Source organism: Citrobacter amalonaticus, from assembly GCF_018323885.1.
Classification (GTDB): domain Bacteria; phylum Pseudomonadota; class Gammaproteobacteria; order Enterobacterales; family Enterobacteriaceae; genus Citrobacter_A; species Citrobacter_A amalonaticus.
On the sequence record NZ_AP024588.1, the window covers coordinates 13,748 to 28,906 of the forward strand.

General features: G+C 47.8%; 19 protein-coding genes and 1 pseudogene. All 20 read right to left on the minus strand.

The features are described 5' to 3' along the window. Window positions 1-23: 23 nt before the first annotated feature. The gene (locus KI228_RS24015) at window positions 24-350 is read right to left on the minus strand and encodes a head-tail connector protein (RefSeq protein ID WP_141227455.1); all 327 of its coding nucleotides are present in this window, start codon (window positions 348-350) and stop codon (window positions 24-26) included. After that, window positions 347-1,231: a phage gp6-like head-tail connector protein gene (locus tag KI228_RS24020; RefSeq protein WP_141227454.1), complete on the minus strand. Its 885-nt coding sequence runs from the start codon at window positions 1,229-1,231 to the stop codon at window positions 347-349. The genes KI228_RS24015 and KI228_RS24020 overlap by 4 nt, the downstream gene beginning before the upstream one ends. Continuing rightward, the gene (locus KI228_RS24025; RefSeq protein ID WP_141227453.1) at window positions 1,228-2,580 is read right to left on the minus strand and encodes a phage portal protein; all 1,353 of its coding nucleotides are present in this window, start codon (window positions 2,578-2,580) and stop codon (window positions 1,228-1,230) included. The genes KI228_RS24020 and KI228_RS24025 overlap by 4 nt, the downstream gene beginning before the upstream one ends. 202 nt (window positions 2,581-2,782) lie before the next feature. Further along, window positions 2,783-4,720: a phage major capsid protein gene (locus KI228_RS24030; protein ID WP_141227452.1), complete on the minus strand. Its 1,938-nt coding sequence runs from the start codon at window positions 4,718-4,720 to the stop codon at window positions 2,783-2,785. Window positions 4,721-4,778: 58 nt separating this feature from the next. Beyond that, window positions 4,779-6,437 carry a terminase large subunit gene (locus KI228_RS24035; RefSeq protein ID WP_141227451.1) on the minus strand — a complete coding sequence of 553 codons (1,659 nt, stop codon included), beginning with the start codon at window positions 6,435-6,437 and terminating at the stop codon, window positions 4,779-4,781. Window positions 6,438-6,440: 3 nt separating this feature from the next. After that, window positions 6,441-6,899, minus strand: a complete 459-nt coding sequence (locus tag KI228_RS24040) for a terminase small subunit (protein WP_141227450.1) — start codon at window positions 6,897-6,899, stop codon at window positions 6,441-6,443. A gap of 136 nt (window positions 6,900-7,035) precedes the next feature. Further along, window positions 7,036-7,404 (minus strand): HNH endonuclease, encoded by a 369-nt coding sequence (locus KI228_RS24045; protein WP_141227449.1) that lies wholly within the window; start codon window positions 7,402-7,404, stop codon window positions 7,036-7,038. Beyond that, window positions 7,397-7,990: a hypothetical protein gene (locus KI228_RS24050; RefSeq protein WP_141227448.1), complete on the minus strand. Its 594-nt coding sequence runs from the start codon at window positions 7,988-7,990 to the stop codon at window positions 7,397-7,399. The genes KI228_RS24045 and KI228_RS24050 overlap by 8 nt, the downstream gene beginning before the upstream one ends. Next, entirely contained in the window at window positions 7,972-9,429 is a 1,458-nt protein-coding gene (locus KI228_RS24055) for a glycosyltransferase family 2 protein (RefSeq protein ID WP_141227689.1), read from the minus strand. Before KI228_RS24055 ends, KI228_RS24050 begins: the two co-directional genes overlap by 19 nt. Window positions 9,430-9,438: 9 nt before the next feature. Continuing rightward, the gene (locus KI228_RS24060) at window positions 9,439-9,723 is read right to left on the minus strand and encodes a hypothetical protein (RefSeq protein ID WP_141227447.1); all 285 of its coding nucleotides are present in this window, start codon (window positions 9,721-9,723) and stop codon (window positions 9,439-9,441) included. Between the two features lie 182 nt (window positions 9,724-9,905). Continuing rightward, the gene (locus KI228_RS24065) at window positions 9,906-10,367 is read right to left on the minus strand and encodes a lysis protein (RefSeq protein ID WP_141227446.1); all 462 of its coding nucleotides are present in this window, start codon (window positions 10,365-10,367) and stop codon (window positions 9,906-9,908) included. Beyond that, window positions 10,364-10,852: a lysozyme gene (locus KI228_RS24070; RefSeq protein ID WP_141227445.1), complete on the minus strand. Its 489-nt coding sequence runs from the start codon at window positions 10,850-10,852 to the stop codon at window positions 10,364-10,366. Before KI228_RS24070 ends, KI228_RS24065 begins: the two co-directional genes overlap by 4 nt. Then, complete coding sequence (locus tag KI228_RS24075) at window positions 10,852-11,124, minus strand: phage holin family protein (protein ID WP_000781414.1); 273 nt, start codon at window positions 11,122-11,124, stop codon at window positions 10,852-10,854. The genes KI228_RS24070 and KI228_RS24075 overlap by 1 nt, the downstream gene beginning before the upstream one ends. A gap of 288 nt (window positions 11,125-11,412) precedes the next feature. Further along, a pseudogene (locus KI228_RS24080) lies at window positions 11,413-11,958 on the minus strand (KilA-N domain-containing protein). A 406-nt stretch (window positions 11,959-12,364) separates the two neighbouring features. Beyond that, on the minus strand, window positions 12,365-12,976 hold the full coding sequence (locus KI228_RS24085) for a hypothetical protein (RefSeq protein ID WP_141227444.1): 612 nt from the start codon (window positions 12,974-12,976) through the stop codon (window positions 12,365-12,367). 331 nt (window positions 12,977-13,307) lie between these two features. Beyond that, window positions 13,308-13,490 carry a hypothetical protein gene (locus tag KI228_RS24090; RefSeq protein ID WP_141227442.1) on the minus strand — a complete coding sequence of 61 codons (183 nt, stop codon included), beginning with the start codon at window positions 13,488-13,490 and terminating at the stop codon, window positions 13,308-13,310. Then, window positions 13,478-13,681: a protein ninH gene (locus KI228_RS24095; protein WP_141227441.1), complete on the minus strand. Its 204-nt coding sequence runs from the start codon at window positions 13,679-13,681 to the stop codon at window positions 13,478-13,480. Before KI228_RS24095 ends, KI228_RS24090 begins: the two co-directional genes overlap by 13 nt. Window positions 13,682-13,868: 187 nt before the next feature. Beyond that, window positions 13,869-14,477 (minus strand): recombination protein NinG, encoded by a 609-nt coding sequence (locus KI228_RS24100; RefSeq protein WP_141227440.1) that lies wholly within the window; start codon window positions 14,475-14,477, stop codon window positions 13,869-13,871. A 185-nt stretch (window positions 14,478-14,662) separates the two neighbouring features. Next, window positions 14,663-14,845, minus strand: coding sequence for a protein NinF (locus KI228_RS24105; RefSeq protein WP_141227438.1), 183 nt, complete (start codon window positions 14,843-14,845; stop codon window positions 14,663-14,665). Next, window positions 14,838-15,158 (minus strand): phage protein NinX family protein, encoded by a 321-nt coding sequence (locus tag KI228_RS24110; protein ID WP_141227437.1) that lies wholly within the window; start codon window positions 15,156-15,158, stop codon window positions 14,838-14,840. The genes KI228_RS24105 and KI228_RS24110 overlap by 8 nt, the downstream gene beginning before the upstream one ends. Window position 15,159 lies beyond the last annotated feature (1 nt).

A 15,159-nucleotide genomic window follows, 5' to 3' on the forward strand; every position in this document is an offset into this window, starting at 1 on the left:
CCGGCGCATGCCATGCCACCCCCTTAAAGAATTGTCGGCTTACGTAGGTCGTAAATCAGCATTGAGACTGAAAATGGAAGTTCCCCCTGCTTCAGTTTCTCTTCCTCTTCGCCGCCACGGTTACGGTCAAGATACCCAAGAAGAACTAACAGGGCTGTCTGTACCCGGTTAAGTGGCTCACCTTCGATAAGATTACCAGAGTCATCTACTACTAACGCACGGCTCCCCTGAATGTAGGAAAGGATTGCTGCGCTGCCGCCCTGAATTTTCATTGTCAGGTCAGAATCTCCATAATCATCATCAATACGGAGATGCATTTTTGCCTCTTCGAGCGTCACCAGTTCAATCATGGCTTATCCCTCAGGTCTCGACCTTTCTTAACAGCGAGTGTCCATCCCTTAGAGCCTGTTTCACCTGGTTTATCCGTGGTAGATTCGTTGCAGTGCCACATCGAACCACCCCAGGTTACTGTGTCACCAGGCTGATACTCGGTACCGGCTTTAAACACGTCACGGTAGATAGTTACCGGAATATCAAAGGATTTAACCTCAATTGCCCCACTTGCTCTTTGGAGTGAGATTGAGAATTTCCTCTGGTTATCCTGTTTGATATCTACATTCGATACGCCGTCAACGATGCATTCCCAGCCACGCATGCCGTGAGTCTTTTCATGTGAGCGCCATAGGCCGCCGTTGTGTGTTGCATAGGTTCCGCGAGGGTAGCATTTCTGCTCATCAATAAATGGTTCAAGCTCAATTGATAAAGCGTCTTTCCCATCAGCACCTGGCTCAGGAACAGGAATCTTCGCAGCCACATCTTCTGTAAGTTTTTCTACGTCAACAGGCTCCGGGATGGAGGCTTTAACAACTTCTTCCACTAATGGACGTAATTCATCCACTGTGACGCTTTTCCCATCCTCTGGAATACGAATAGATTCTGCTATTTGTTTAACTGCATCTGAAACTGCGTCACTTACGAGTTGGTTTATATCTGGTAACTCTGGCGCTTTTGGCAACTCAATAGCACTTACCGCTTCTGTAACCATTTTGGATACATCAGGAGTTTCTACTGGTTTAATTTCAGGTATTGATTTCCTCAGTTCTTCCAGTTGAGATTCAAAATTACTGGCTGTTTTCTCCAGCGCTTGCTGAAAGTCATCTGCCATTTTTTGAATGGCTAACCCAAACTCTTCGCCAAGCGCTTTAATCAGGGATAATTCACGTTCATTCATTTTGTTAATAATCCTCTGAGCATTGATTTCGCCGCGAAAAGTTCTGTTTCGCTTAGTGCCTTTCCACTTTCGTCTTCAGGCTCTGGTGATGGTTGCGATTGCTGCTGCCCTTTTCCGAAGGGGTCTTCTGATGCGTCGCGTCTTGCCAGTGCTGCCAGGCTGAAGTTCTGCTGTTGCAGGAACAAGGAATCACCGCCTTCAACTGGAGGCAGGTTTTCGCTTTTACGAGCTTCATTTGGTGTAAGGATGGTATTTTTAACACCATCACCAAGCGCCTTCATTCTGCGCTCGCTGTCCATGCGTAACAGTGCGCCGATATCAAGCTCAACGCGCTTTTTCGCATCAAGTTCGAAAGCTTCTTTCAGCAGCGATTCAATAGACTCAATCAGTACCTGAAGGCATTGTGAATAATATTGTTGTTCTAGTGCTTCAACGTTATCAGAGCTTGGTATTTCGCCAACGCCAGCCTTATATGCCGGGACGTGAAAAGCTGAGCAAACCATTTCAGCAGAAAGTTTCTGCTGCTCAACAGTCTGCGCATCAACTGCAGACATTGTGATCGCTTTGTATTCTGCGCCACCAGATAACAGACCAGTCTTACCTGCGTTTTCACCTGTGTAACCTGCATCCCATGCTTCTTTTATTTCTTTTGCTTTTGTAGCATCAACAGAGCCTGGAATCGTGATAACGCCACTAGGTTTCCCACCATTTTTAAAGAAGAAAGCAGAGCTTTCCTGAATGTGCTTACCCTGCATTGCTGCAAGACCGCAGGCATAAATAGGTGAAACACCAATCAGAGGATGAAAGAGGCAGTTGAAGCGATCGTGAATGATTTCGCGAGCAGGAACGGTAACTTGTGTCGGTAAACCACTAATTTGGTCAGGACTGATTTGATAAAAGACAGAACCATCATCAGCTACAAGCGGCGTGACTTTATCAGGGTCAAGAATGCGTAGCTCTGTAATCTTACCGGCACTGTTTTTTACCTTCATGACGTAGGTGTTACCGCGAGAAAGCTTTGAGTTCATCCATGTTTCAAAGAACTGAATGGTATTCTGAAACTGGTTAGGCTTGCTGATCAGGCTGTCGAAACTGGAATCTGATATTTCTTTCCAAATACCGTTAGTATCTTTGGCCTGAACTGCCGGGTACATTTTTGAAATGTCACTGGCAATCAATGTGATGCAGGAAAACACCGCATAGTAGGAAAGTACGGTTTCATTCCTGATCTCCATGTTTCTTTGCCATGCACCAGCGAAAGGCTCTCTGACAAAAGAAAATATCCGAGTCCAGTCGTGAGATGATGGTTGCTGTAGTGCTTTCTCTTTACGACTAAAAGGATTCCACATCAGCCAATCTCCGCTTTACCTGTTTTCTTTTTTGGTCGTCCAGTCTTTTTACCGGATATGTATTCTGCTTTATGAAGCAAGACCAGCACCTTTGCGCACTGGTCATTCACAATCTTCTCATCCCCTGGCAATGAGTCATGTGTACGCTGTAGGTATCTGATCTTCGCCATATGAAATGGCGGGGTTTCCCCCGCCCTCCTTCTTAGCTTGTTGCGCCAGTGCTGTAATCGACACCAGAGATAACAGCTACTGCTGCATCACGGCGACGTTTCCAGTTAATCCAGCGCTCTGCACGAATTGCTACGCTGTTGGTCTGGAACATGGATACCAGTTCAACAGGGGTTGGTGTCGTGCTGTCATGGGTAGGAGTGCTCTGCATTTCCAGAGAAGCTTCGCGAGACATATCAACGGCAACACCGCCATCATCTGCCAGATAAACATCCGGTGCGTTAACCAGCACCAGTTGATTACCAACGTACTGGGATACGATCACCGGCAAGCCCTGGAATGTACCACCCAACATGGTCATATCCGGGTACTCTTTCTGGCCTAGTGCGTTTTTGCGCATAGACAGAGTTAGCGCGGTGGTGCTTGACATCAGCCATACAGCGCCATTTGGTTGCAGGTTGTTGGTAATGAACTGACCGAAAGCAGCCGCAGCATCGGTATCCGGATCACCGGTTGACGGAATAGCAGTAATGCCATTGGTGATGGATGCCGGAGAAACATCAGCAACTGCCGCCTTAGCAGGGTCAATGAAGTCGGTATCCAGGCGAGCAATAACCGCTTCTGCCAGCGCGTTACGCACCAAAGCATCTGCAGACGGGTTAGAGAAGCGGATCAGTTCTTCAGTCAACACCGCGATTGATGCCACTTTTGAGAAGCCAAAGGTGATGGTCGCAAAGTCAAACTTAGTCAGAGGCTTGGCTTTACCCTGACCTACCCAGCTTGCAGAGCCACCTGAAGTTTGCGCAGGGATACGAACGTTGAAAGGAACCTGGCGCAGAGAAGGAATATTACCCTGACCAAAGCGACCGATGATGGTTTGCGGACGCAGGAATTCAACGAAGTCCTGTGCGTAATCCTGATATTCAACCAGAGCGCCAGCCCAGGTTGGGTCAGTAGTGGTGCCTGCACTTACGGCAGCCTTCAGAACGTGATGAAGCTTGGTGTCTTCTGGATACTGGTTTTTCGCAATCTGGAGCGCTTCAGATCGGCTACCGTTACCGGCAGCAAGAGACTTGGCGAATCGAGCAAAGGCAATACCTTTTTCCAGTTTCTGCTCAACACGGATGATAGAAGGCGCATTATTTACCACCGTCACTTCACCAGACGCTGCTTTAGTTACCGGCTTGGCGGTTGATGCCATGCTGGTTTCCATGTCGCGGAGGCGCTTCAGGTGTTCGTCTACTGATTTGATTTCGGTAGACGTGTTGTCATAGCTTTCGGTTTCTTCTGCATCCAGAGTGCGACCTTCATCAGCTGCTTTGCTCATGATGTCATTCAGCGAAGCGGCCAGCGCTGCACGCTTGTTTTCGAAACTTTTGATTTGTTCAGCGATATTCATCGTTGGTTTTCCTTTTTGAGAAGTTTGTTTTTGTGCTGTAGCGCCAGCGGATTGATTTGCTTTAACCACGGGTTTCTCATTGCCAATCGCGGCGAGTAACTGGCGGTCAAAAGATTTAACTGTCTGAATTGAGCAGTCAGAATTTGCAGGGATTGTTACAGCGGAGACTTCGAGCAATTCCCATTCGAGAAAATGAACGCCACCGCCGTCGAGATATGCGTATTTGATTGGCTTGAAACCAATCGAAAGCCCTTTTACAAGGCCTGATTTGATGGATGCCCACGCTTCCTCAAGCCTTGCCGCTAATTGCGAAGGCATATCAGGAGTTGGCTTTACCAACTGTGCTGTGATTTGCAGCCCCTCTTTAACTTTTTTCGCTGCGCAATTTCCGATTGGTTGTGAGCGGTCGTGTTGCCATAGAAAAGGGTTTTCGCTGCCAAATTTCGCACCATCAGGCTCCATAATGTCGCCGTCACGGTCCGGTGATGGTGTGGAGGCAATGCCGGTGATAATCCGTTTATCCTCATCCACCGCTTTCACCGTCATGATGGTACATGCGCGGTCAAGCTTCATTTTCTGTCCTCCAGAAACGAAAAAACCCGCCGAAGCGGGTCATTAACTGACGTGAATGTCATATGAAAAATACCTGGTAATCTTGTTTCTTCGCCTCTGGGTTCAATGCCATTAACGAGACCGCGTTAAATAGCGCCATAAGGGGGTCAATCTTTCCTTTACCGCTGGCCTGTTTGGTTATCAGGATTGCGTTACCCTTTGGCTCTACTCTTGCGTTCCCAACGCACCAGGCCATCATTGGCTGACCACCATGAATCAGGACACCTTCTGCAAGTTTTCGCTCAGTAGTCTTGATTGCACCACCAAGTTTCCACCCCTGACTAACACCTACTACGGCATCTTCAGGTATTTCAGCCTCTACAAGCGCATCCAGAATCTGACCTACGCCTGACGGGTCAATGCCAATTTTGTCGAGCAGCTCCGCATCATGAATGCGGCTGACGTACTCTGCCACCTCTTCAGTGTCTTGACCTACTCTCTTAACGATTGTCAGGTCTCCCGCTCTCACAAAGTCGTAAAAGCGTGATTCTTCGCTCTTACGCCTTCGAACAGCGATTTCATGCGCCCATGCATGGCCCCAACCAATCCATTCTCGAGTTTCTGTATCGCGTCCAATGACATAAAGCCCTAAAAGGTCATCGAGACCACCGCCATCAATACCAACGGTGACAACTTCTGAGCGAGAAAGGATATCGTTAAAGCTGACAGGTCTGATCTGAGCTTCCCAGAAGTCAACGCCAGCCCATCTGTCACTGCGCAGGTTGAGACCGATCTCAATATTGAGGTGTTTAGCAAGGAATTGCTGTAACGTGCCGTCAGTTTTGTTCTGGTTCTTCAGTAGTTGGTCAGCAATCCATTCTTCACTAACCGAGCGCCCGATGTTTGGATTGGTGATGTAGAAGTTTTTTGGCTCAAGGTAAGCCTTGCTTTCAACCATCGAATCAGGAAACTCATAAAGTATTCCCAGCGTTTTTTGGTCTTTTATCTTCCCGTCACGCACAGAACGCCAGTAATCAAGGCGTTCCTTGAACACCCCTGTTGGCGGCTCATCACTTTGCGTCGTCAGGAAGATTACCCACCCCTCGTTACGCGATACCTGACCACCAAGCGCTTCCATAAACATGGCTTCGGCATTAGCACGCTTGCCAAACAACCAAAGTTCATCAACCAGAATGCGCCCAGACTTCTTACCTGAAACCGTGTCGGTGTCAGCAGCTACAACTTTGAGCGTATTTCTCGTTACCCGATGCGTGATAGTTCTGATATGGTCCTGAATCTGGAACATATCTGAAAGCTCTTCATCGGCGCGTATCATCCCGGCAGCGGGTTTAAAACTGTTATCAGCGACCTCTTTAGTCGGCGCGAGAATCAGGTGCTCTTCATCTTCACGCCAGCACAGGATTAATGCAGTCAGCATAATTCCTGCGGCGATGGTCGATTTTGTATTTTTTTTCGAGATAAGCAGACCATATTCGCGGATTAGCTGCTTCCCTGTCTCAGCTTCATAGCCGCCGAATATGGCATTAACAAAGTCAAATACCCACTCCTCTGAGCATTCACCAAATGTCGGCTTACCTGGCAAATCAGAAACGCGCAACTCTTTGAAGATGGAAAGCGCCTGCTCTGCCTGGTGTGGAAAAATGGGTGGAGGAATGATTGACTCGCCTTTAATCAGTTTCGATTCCCAGTCAGGACAAGCAGTAGACCATTCAGACATGGATTACCCCTTGTTATTCACGACCAGTTTAGGTGGCGTCATTGCTCCAAATTTATTAACAGCTTTTTTAGCAGCCTCGTTCTTGGCAGCTTTCTTCCCGGGCTCTGCGATTTTCTGGCAAACATATGGAGCAAGCTTTGCAGCAGCTTCAAGACTCAGTTTTGGATCGACAAGTATGTTGTCGTTCATGATTTTCTTCATGACTTCAATCGGGTCTTCGTACCGTGGAGGAATTTCGACATGAAGGACCGACTCTATTTTATGTTCTTCCACTTCGTCGCAAACTCCATCTGGAAGATTCTTCACTCGCTCCATGTAAGTCAGCACATCTTTGTCTTTAGCCAACTGACTGCCTTTTATCTTCGCTGTCTTTTCGCTATATCCTGCCGATTTTGCTGATTGTGTTTGGTTTTCGCCCCGTATCAGGGCATCAGCAAACTTCTTTTTTTGCCCTGTAAGCATGTACACCTCATAGGTTTATAGGGTTAACGCTGGGGTTAACTATTCCGATTCAGGGGAAATTTTCTGCGCGTGAGAGGGGGCGCGGTGTCTTAGGTTTTTAACCTTTTCCTCCGCTCATACCCCCCCATGTATTTGGTCAGAGGATTACGATGCCATTCTGCGAATTATCTTGCGGTACAGGATGCTTGAGCGCCTCACTGTCAGGTTGATTCGTTGATGCTTCACGCGATGACTTACCAGAGTGACACTCTATGCACAGCGTCCATAGATTGCGCTCATCGTTGTCGCCACCGAACTGTAGCGCTATGCGGTGATCAAGCTCACTGTCATGCAGGTCGACTACTCTTTTGCACATGCAGCAATGACCGCCATCACGCACATAGATACGACGCTTGAGGCTTACCCTGGCACTACCACTGATACGACGATGTTCACCATAGATAGGTTTGATTCTTCTTGTGTCGATAACCTTCAGGCGTGGCTGTAGCGTCTTTAGCTTAGACATGTAACCTCCATGCTCTTCGGCGTTCTGTCCGAGGCTGGTTGTCTCTGGCTGGCTCTACTGGTTGTCCGTCTGCATGGTCAACGAGTGAGTAACATGGATAGACAACAGGACCACCGTAAGCATCACCGACTGCATAGTCTGCTGCTTTGCTGTGATTCCATTTATCCAGCACTCGCTTGATGTGCTGCTGCGGTACGCTGTAGCAGACGCCATGTATGAGCCGAGGAAGAGTGATGTAGTCTGCTCTTGCCTTATCTGCTGCCATTAGCTTTGTAGCTATGTCGAGTTGATACTGAGGCGGACGCCCAGTACCGAGATAGAAAGAAACCAGAGCATCAGGGAAGCGAGCTATCCATTCAGCCGCCTTGTCAGCGAACCCGTCCACGGGTAACGCATCGTCTTCTACGATGACTACTCGACATGATTGCTCGGCTGCCCACTCAATGGCTCGACGGTGATTCCAGTTAGCGCCGTGATTACCTTCATCAATGAGCAAATGTGCATCGAGTTCATGTGCGAGGAACACAGCCGCTGCGAATCGTTCATGATGGGCAACAACAACAAACTTTACTTGTGCTTCCACCATGCCAACTCCTTGCCGATGCCATCAGACTTAAATATCGTGTGGATAAGCGGTCCGGTAATTACCTTATCGCCAAATGACTTAGCCACAATGCCGAACGCACCCATATCAACTTTCGTTTCAGGGGCTTTCTCAATCTTCCAGAATCGATGGCTTTCAATCAGGTAATGCTGGCGAATGATTCGATGAGCGAACTCCATAACGTCTTCACGGCTACCACCTAACAAACCTGCATTGAGCAGTGGTTCATTACGATGTTGTTCAATGAAGTCGCTGTACGCCTTTCCGTGATGGTTTGCCTTCATCCACTGGTCATCGTAGGTCTTATGCTCAGAGCCAACGTATATTTTGCCAGGCTCCATTTCTGCCCATGGTTCTCTTAACATCTCGACATCGGTTCCATCGGTACACCAGACGAAACCATATTCAGGGTGTTCGCGCAGGTGCTGATAGATATGCAGCCAACGGGCAAAGTAAGGACTCATTGAAACACATGGCACCTTAACCAATTGGGCACCATCAGGTGAATCATTCAACTCATCTGCAAGGACTACTGCTTTAGCTCCTGATATTGATTTAGCCCACAACTGAAGCATGTCAGGCGAGGATATCATCTTCGTGCCGCGTTGAGGGTCTGGCTGGCTGGTCAGTAGAGTAGTGATTACAACGTTATTCTGTTTGCGATATGGTGCATATCCTGCATAGCCACTGTCTCGACGCTCGTTGTAGATTGTCACATTACGCTTTACCAGTGCTTCACGGTCAGGGCGTGGAATTGACCTATTTCCTTCTTCGTATTCATCCATTGAGTGAATCAGCTTTTCAGAGCCAACCACATCAGCAAACGCCCATGTCGACAAACCAGCATTGTAGATACGAAGAGCTAAGTCAGGATGCTCGTACATACCACGACCGTATACCGGATCAAAGCCGCCAACCTTCTCAATGGCGCTGCGGTGGTAATAAAGCATTACACCGCGCTGACCTGTGTATGCAACATGCTTATCATCGCGATAAAGCACGGTCATATCGTTAATCTTTCGTGGGCCAGCGAGGTCAAGAAACTGATAAGCCAAATGGGGCTCTGGTGACTCGATGTAGGGCAGATGCCAATTATCAGCTATTGGCCATGCATCATCGTCCCACAAAAACAGATATTCACATCCAGCATCAATTAGAACTTCAAGGCTTGCATTCTTGGATGCCACAATCCCTAACGAAATTTCATGCCTGATCAGTTTGATGTTATCTGGAGCAATAGCAGGTGGATTCGAACCATCATCAACAACCACGACAAAAGCATTACTCTGTAGATGCTTCATGTGCTGCTCAATGGCGCGTTTCAGTACATCAGGCCGATTGTGAGTGGTTATGGCTATACCAATTCTGCTACTCACCTTATCTTCTGGTACGTATTTCACACCATCAATTTCAACATTCATCATGGTGCCTCAACGTCTAACAGCAGTATCGCGCATGATTTTCCCAGAGTTGCCTTCAACCGCTTCTTTAATTTTATTTTTGAGAAGTTCTGGATCGCCACTCAAATTAATTGCAACTTCAGGATAATGGGATAGTGTCGTCTTGCCAGTGATTTGAGTAGTTACTGACAAAGTAGGAAGACCTTCTCCTACTGCATGGTTAAAACTTATCGAGGTTAAGCCATCAACCAAGACGCCATCCACAATGAGGTGTACGTATTTTCCTTCCTCATATTTAATTTCAAGGTTTTTCATGTGCGTTTCCTTTTAGAAAGTGAGCCTGTCTCACAGAAAAGCCGCCCGAGAGAGGTCGCCACCTATAACGGCATTTCTCAGGCTCGCTTACTGAAAGGCTCTCGTTGTAAATTGCGCGTGAGATGCGCGGTAACAAAAAAAGCCCAACCGGAGTCAGGCTGTTCTGTTTAGTTGATGACGAATCACTTTAGGCACTGCGTCCTGATATATTCCTGCAGATAGCCAACCTGTTTCGTCACTGTGACGATTCGCTCTCTGAGGGTGAAATAATCCCGTTCAGCGGAGTCATTAAGTCTGGGGCTGGAAGCATCGCCCATGCTGCCGGTGCTGGTCGCTCCGTTCGCTGGACATTTGGCGTTGATGCGCAACCCACACTTGCCAGTGCGAATACAGTGCTGAAGATCATCAAGCTGCTTTTTCGCATCTGCAAGTTCTCCGGTGTATTTGGCATCCAGTGCAGCGGCATCACGCTGGCGAGTCTGCATGTCTTTGATGGTGTCGTTAGCCAGGCTGAGACTCTTGGTGGCTTTGTCGCGCTGGTCTTTGTAGGTGATGGCGTTGTCGCGGTAGTGATTAACAGCCCAACCCAGCGACACTATGATGCAGACAACCACAGCGATGATGATTGCAGTTACCCTGCTCATTTCTGACTCCAGGTACAAACCTCATATTCAACGTCTCGCCGGTTCATTAGCCCTTTCCACTTCTTGCCACCTGCATATACCCAGCGCTTAAGCTCAGAGCATGCTCCAGCATAATCTTTCGCATTGAGCTTCTTCAGTAGAGTGGAGTTGATGGTTGCGGTAGCGCCGACGTTGTAAGCAAAGCTGTATATTGCTGCTCTCTGAGTTTCAGTGGTCGGTACTTTGATATGCGGATCAACCTGAGTTGCAATCCGTTTTAAATCTTTCCTGGTTAGAGCATCGCATTCTTTGTCGGTATATCGCTTATCCTGAACAATGTCAGATCCAGTGTGACCATCACAAACAGTCAGCACACCGACGACATCGCGATAAGGGACATACTCCCTTCCCTCTAATCCATCCTTTCCTGACAACATGACTGTAGCGATAGCAATGGCACCACCACCTAAAGTGGCAGCGATTTTATTTCGCAAGGTGCTGTTCATCAGATTTCCTTGGGTGCTTTCTGACCGAGTTCGGCGATAACCGTGGCTGTAGCTGATGGATTTCTGGAGTCTGTTTTATTCAAAATGTCCTGCAGTATCTTCGTTCGCTTCATTTGCTCACGCTTGTTGAGCCGGTAAGTCAGAACGCCGAGGATAATGCTGAACGCGACGCCAATGATGAAGCCCCAGTCCTGTAGAGAAAGGCTGGCAAAGAAAGCCGCAAGACCAGCGCTACCGTATGAAGCATTGCTGTATCTTTCGTCCATCTTCATTTTCTCACCCCCTGATTTCGGGGATCTGTTCAAATTAGGAATTAACGTGGTTGTTGTGTGAACAAATCCAGGATACGTTTATTAGTAACGTGGTTTGTTCGTGACTAAAGGCATGAGCAAATCAGGCAGGAGGCTGTTAGCGCAGTCTCTTGCCACCCATCTTCACGAAACCCGCCATTGAGCGGGTTTTCTTTTGGTCATTATCAAGCGCCCAGATATAGACGCTTTGTAATGAAGAGCCGTTGTGAAAGTGACTCTCGATTATTTCCAGGTCAGGTCGTTAATCTCTCATGCAGCTTTACCTTCCATTAAAGCAACCATGTCAGGATCCATCTGGTCTATAATCCGCTCACGCGCTGCATTTAGAAGTTGTTTACGCCCACCAACACCCCATTTATTCATTACCTTGGCGCAGGAGCTTACTTCTTTGGTCTCCATATCGATAAGCAGGTCAAGGCGATTAAGACGATTCATATTTCCAAGTCCATTCAGGACCGCTTCGCGAAATGTTTCTTATACGCGAATTTCAAATTCCGGCTTAATCCATGCTGCGTAACGTATGGCAAGTAATTCTGACGCCCAAACACCAGGCTCATCGCCACCTCTGAAAACTTTAAGTGCTTGATTATTTTCCAGGGGACAATTTTGTCCTTTGCCAACAAGTGCGATTACAAATCGCTTAACTGAACCATTCCTAATGAATTTGCTAGGCTTTTGAGATTCAGTTGCTTCGCCCTTTAATACGGCTGCAGCATGCAGATCGTTAAGGTTGTAACGGCCTTCAGCGTCAACTCTAACAGATACACCGTTTACTATTACTGTTGGGTATTGCATAGCGATTTACCTTTTAGAAAGTGAGCCTGTCTCACAGAAAAGCCGCCCGAGAGAGGTCGCCACCTATAACGGCATTTCTCAGGCTCGCTTACTGAAAGGCTCTCGTTGTAAATTGCGCGTGAGATGCGCAGAAGATGTGAAAACGCCCTTATCTCCGTAACCACGAAAGTTAGAGGGTATCTGTATGTGTTCTGGTGTTTGGTGATGAGGGCGCTTTCAGAAATGTCGTGCCAGAAATGCAAAAGCCCCGAGCTATTAACTCAGGGCATTTTTAATGCAGTGCCGGTAAAAGTGTTTAGGCTTTGCGGTCTTACCTGCTGCTCTGTTCGCTTTTGCTCCGAGCATACATAAAATGTACTACTTCAATTTTGCGAAATCAAGTTATTTAGGACAATTTACCTAAATATTACGCTGATTGTGGAAATTCATTCTCAATTTCGCGCCTCATCGCATAAAAGATTTCTGAATCTAGCACATTCTCGCACCAGACAACTCTCCGTCTGCATGACTGGATATCCATTCCTGTGACTGCATTCATCATCCTGGCGATATCTTGCGTGCAATTGCGATTGCAATATCGCTTAATAGCTACATCGCGGACGGGGCTTTCACGGTGAAACGTCTTGACCATCACGCGTTCAACGAAAGCAGCATCATCGGATTCTTTGGCGAGACCGATGATGTTGCTGAACGATGATTGAGGGATGACCAGTTCGCGAGCTTTCTTGTATAGCGCATCTCCACGCAGTCCATCTTCTTCGTACAGGCGCATGACGACAGATTCAATCTGCTTGGCCTTGTCATCACTCCACTGGCTACGAATCATCAGCCGACCGATAACGTTGATTGCACCACCTGGAGAATCATCACCGGCGTTAACCTTGCCCCATACCTGAAGCATGTAGTGAACCCATGCTCTCTGTCGTGTGCTGATGGTTTTCTTTGGATGTTTCCATACTCGACGGAAATGCGCATCGTCGATGAAGTTGACCATGCTGAATATAGGAGTGTGTTTCACAATAACTCTCCTTTAGGCCAGCTACCCTCTTGCTTGATGATGTATGGCTTATAGTCATCGCTCTTTGTTTCCTTATGCGCGAGATTACCTACCTCGTTGGTCTCGAACATTCCTAGCGGGAGATATTGACGAGGGAATACCTTGTGCCATTTTCCGTACTCTGTATCTTCACCGTCGCTGTATTTTACCGGTCCGCACGCGCTGCATAGCCTCATCCCCTTTCGTTCTGGAGCATATGACCAGTCGTATAACCTCTCGAAATATCCATTGAACCCTTGTGATGAAAGCGCCGTGTTTTCTACGCAACCACAATTCTCACACTGGAATAGGCTCATGCTGCATCTCCTCCAGTTGGCTTATTCGTTCCCAGCCGATTACGCACTTCCCGCAGCTGCTCTCGTACATACTCAAGACTGCGCTCAAGCTCATGCTCTTTGCCAATCAGCACCTGCTCGGTATGCATATCGCGCTGACGCTGCCATTTGACTTGCTGGATGTTAGTTACGCTGCACATGTTTTACCTCGACCGCCTTGATGAACCATGAGAACGCCGTTAACGATGGCGTGGAATTGAGCTTTGGTGTCTCGTGAATACCTGAGGATGGTGTTTCGGCTGCAGGCTAATTGCCTGGCTGCTTCCGACTGATTCCCTCGGACTTCAACGAGAATGTCAGGGATAGTTTTGATGGATGGTTTGGCTACCATGGATAAACCTCCCCGCTTCCTCCGCATTTATCACATGGCTTATGCGGCACTGCAGATGTGCTTCCATATGGCCAAGTCGAATAGTCCGTTACCGAACCGGCACCTCGACATTGCGAGCATTTTTGCTTAATGCTGAAATGTTGCTTAGCCATGTGCTGATATGCACCCTTGATAACTTCTTCGTATTTCATGCTGCCTCACTTCTGCTATCACGCAGGTCTTTAAGCTTCTGCTGATACTCCGCCTTAATAGCTTTGCACTCTTCTGTAGTCCAGCGATGGCGCTTATGGTCAGATTCGATTTCGTCTACAGCTGCATGCCCGATGCGTTCGATGAGCATCACGCGATAAGGAACCAGATTCCCGCTCTTGTGCTGATTGCATACGACGCATTGCTTATGGATATTGCGTTCATCAAATCGGAGTTGAGGTGCCGCAGCGGTCGTCCGGTAATGCCCGGCATCCCACTGAGCGGACGTGAACGTTCCGCACGAGATACATGGTAAGTCGCGGTCTCTTTCTCTGATGAAGGCGTTTACTGCTTGTTGGGCTTGTTTAATCCAGTAACTGCGGGGCTTTAAGGCGAGCTTTCGAATCTTTAACTTGTCTTTCTGCTGTTGTTCCTCTCGTCGTCGTTTCTTGTCTGCTGCTTTCTCTGCTTTTTCGCGCTCCTTGCTTCGTAGTTCAAGTGCTATCTTCGTACCGCAATCAGCGCAACACCATTGCTGGTTCTGAAACTTTGGATGAAACCACTCTCTGCACTCTTCGTTCTTACACCTGCGCCTTGGTGTTCGCATACTCCCTCCAGTGCTTCATCATGATTGAATGTGGTACACGAAGCTTAATGCAGTGAGCATTAGCCCATTGCTGTACGCCGCTTTCTGGCCTGTTAATTGTCGATGCGATAACCGGAAGTGGAACCTTACCGGCTACTCTGGTTATGTAGTCTTTCTCTTTCTGTGAGTAAGGCTTTGGAGGAGTTTTAGGTCTTGCCATTGTCATCATCCTCATGCATTGCGCTATTCGGATCGCTCATTAATTCGCAGCAGCACTGTTCGCACAGATGGACTTCTAGAATGTGCAACTTGATTCCGCAATTAGCACAGGTTAATGCTCGCTCTATGCTTTTCTGCTCGTAGGCTTGGGCTTCATGTGGGCTAAGCATGTTTGGCGTCCTGCATCATGAGGAAGCACTCCATTGCACAGCGCAGAGGATTTTTACCGTTGCTGTGATGCACCGGGTCGCTGGCAAACATCCAGTCACCCTCGTACAAAGTGAATTCGTTGAAAGCAACCCACTCTCCTGCAGCAGTGTCTGGAATAATTGCTATCCTGTTTTCAGTGATAATCTGATATGCATCTGCTGGGTTAGTGCATGGATTGAATTCACCTTCTTCCGCACGCTCTACTGTCTTAAGCCCAATGTGATAGGCGACCTTACAATTAATTTCAAAATCTGATAACTGTGAATAGTACATA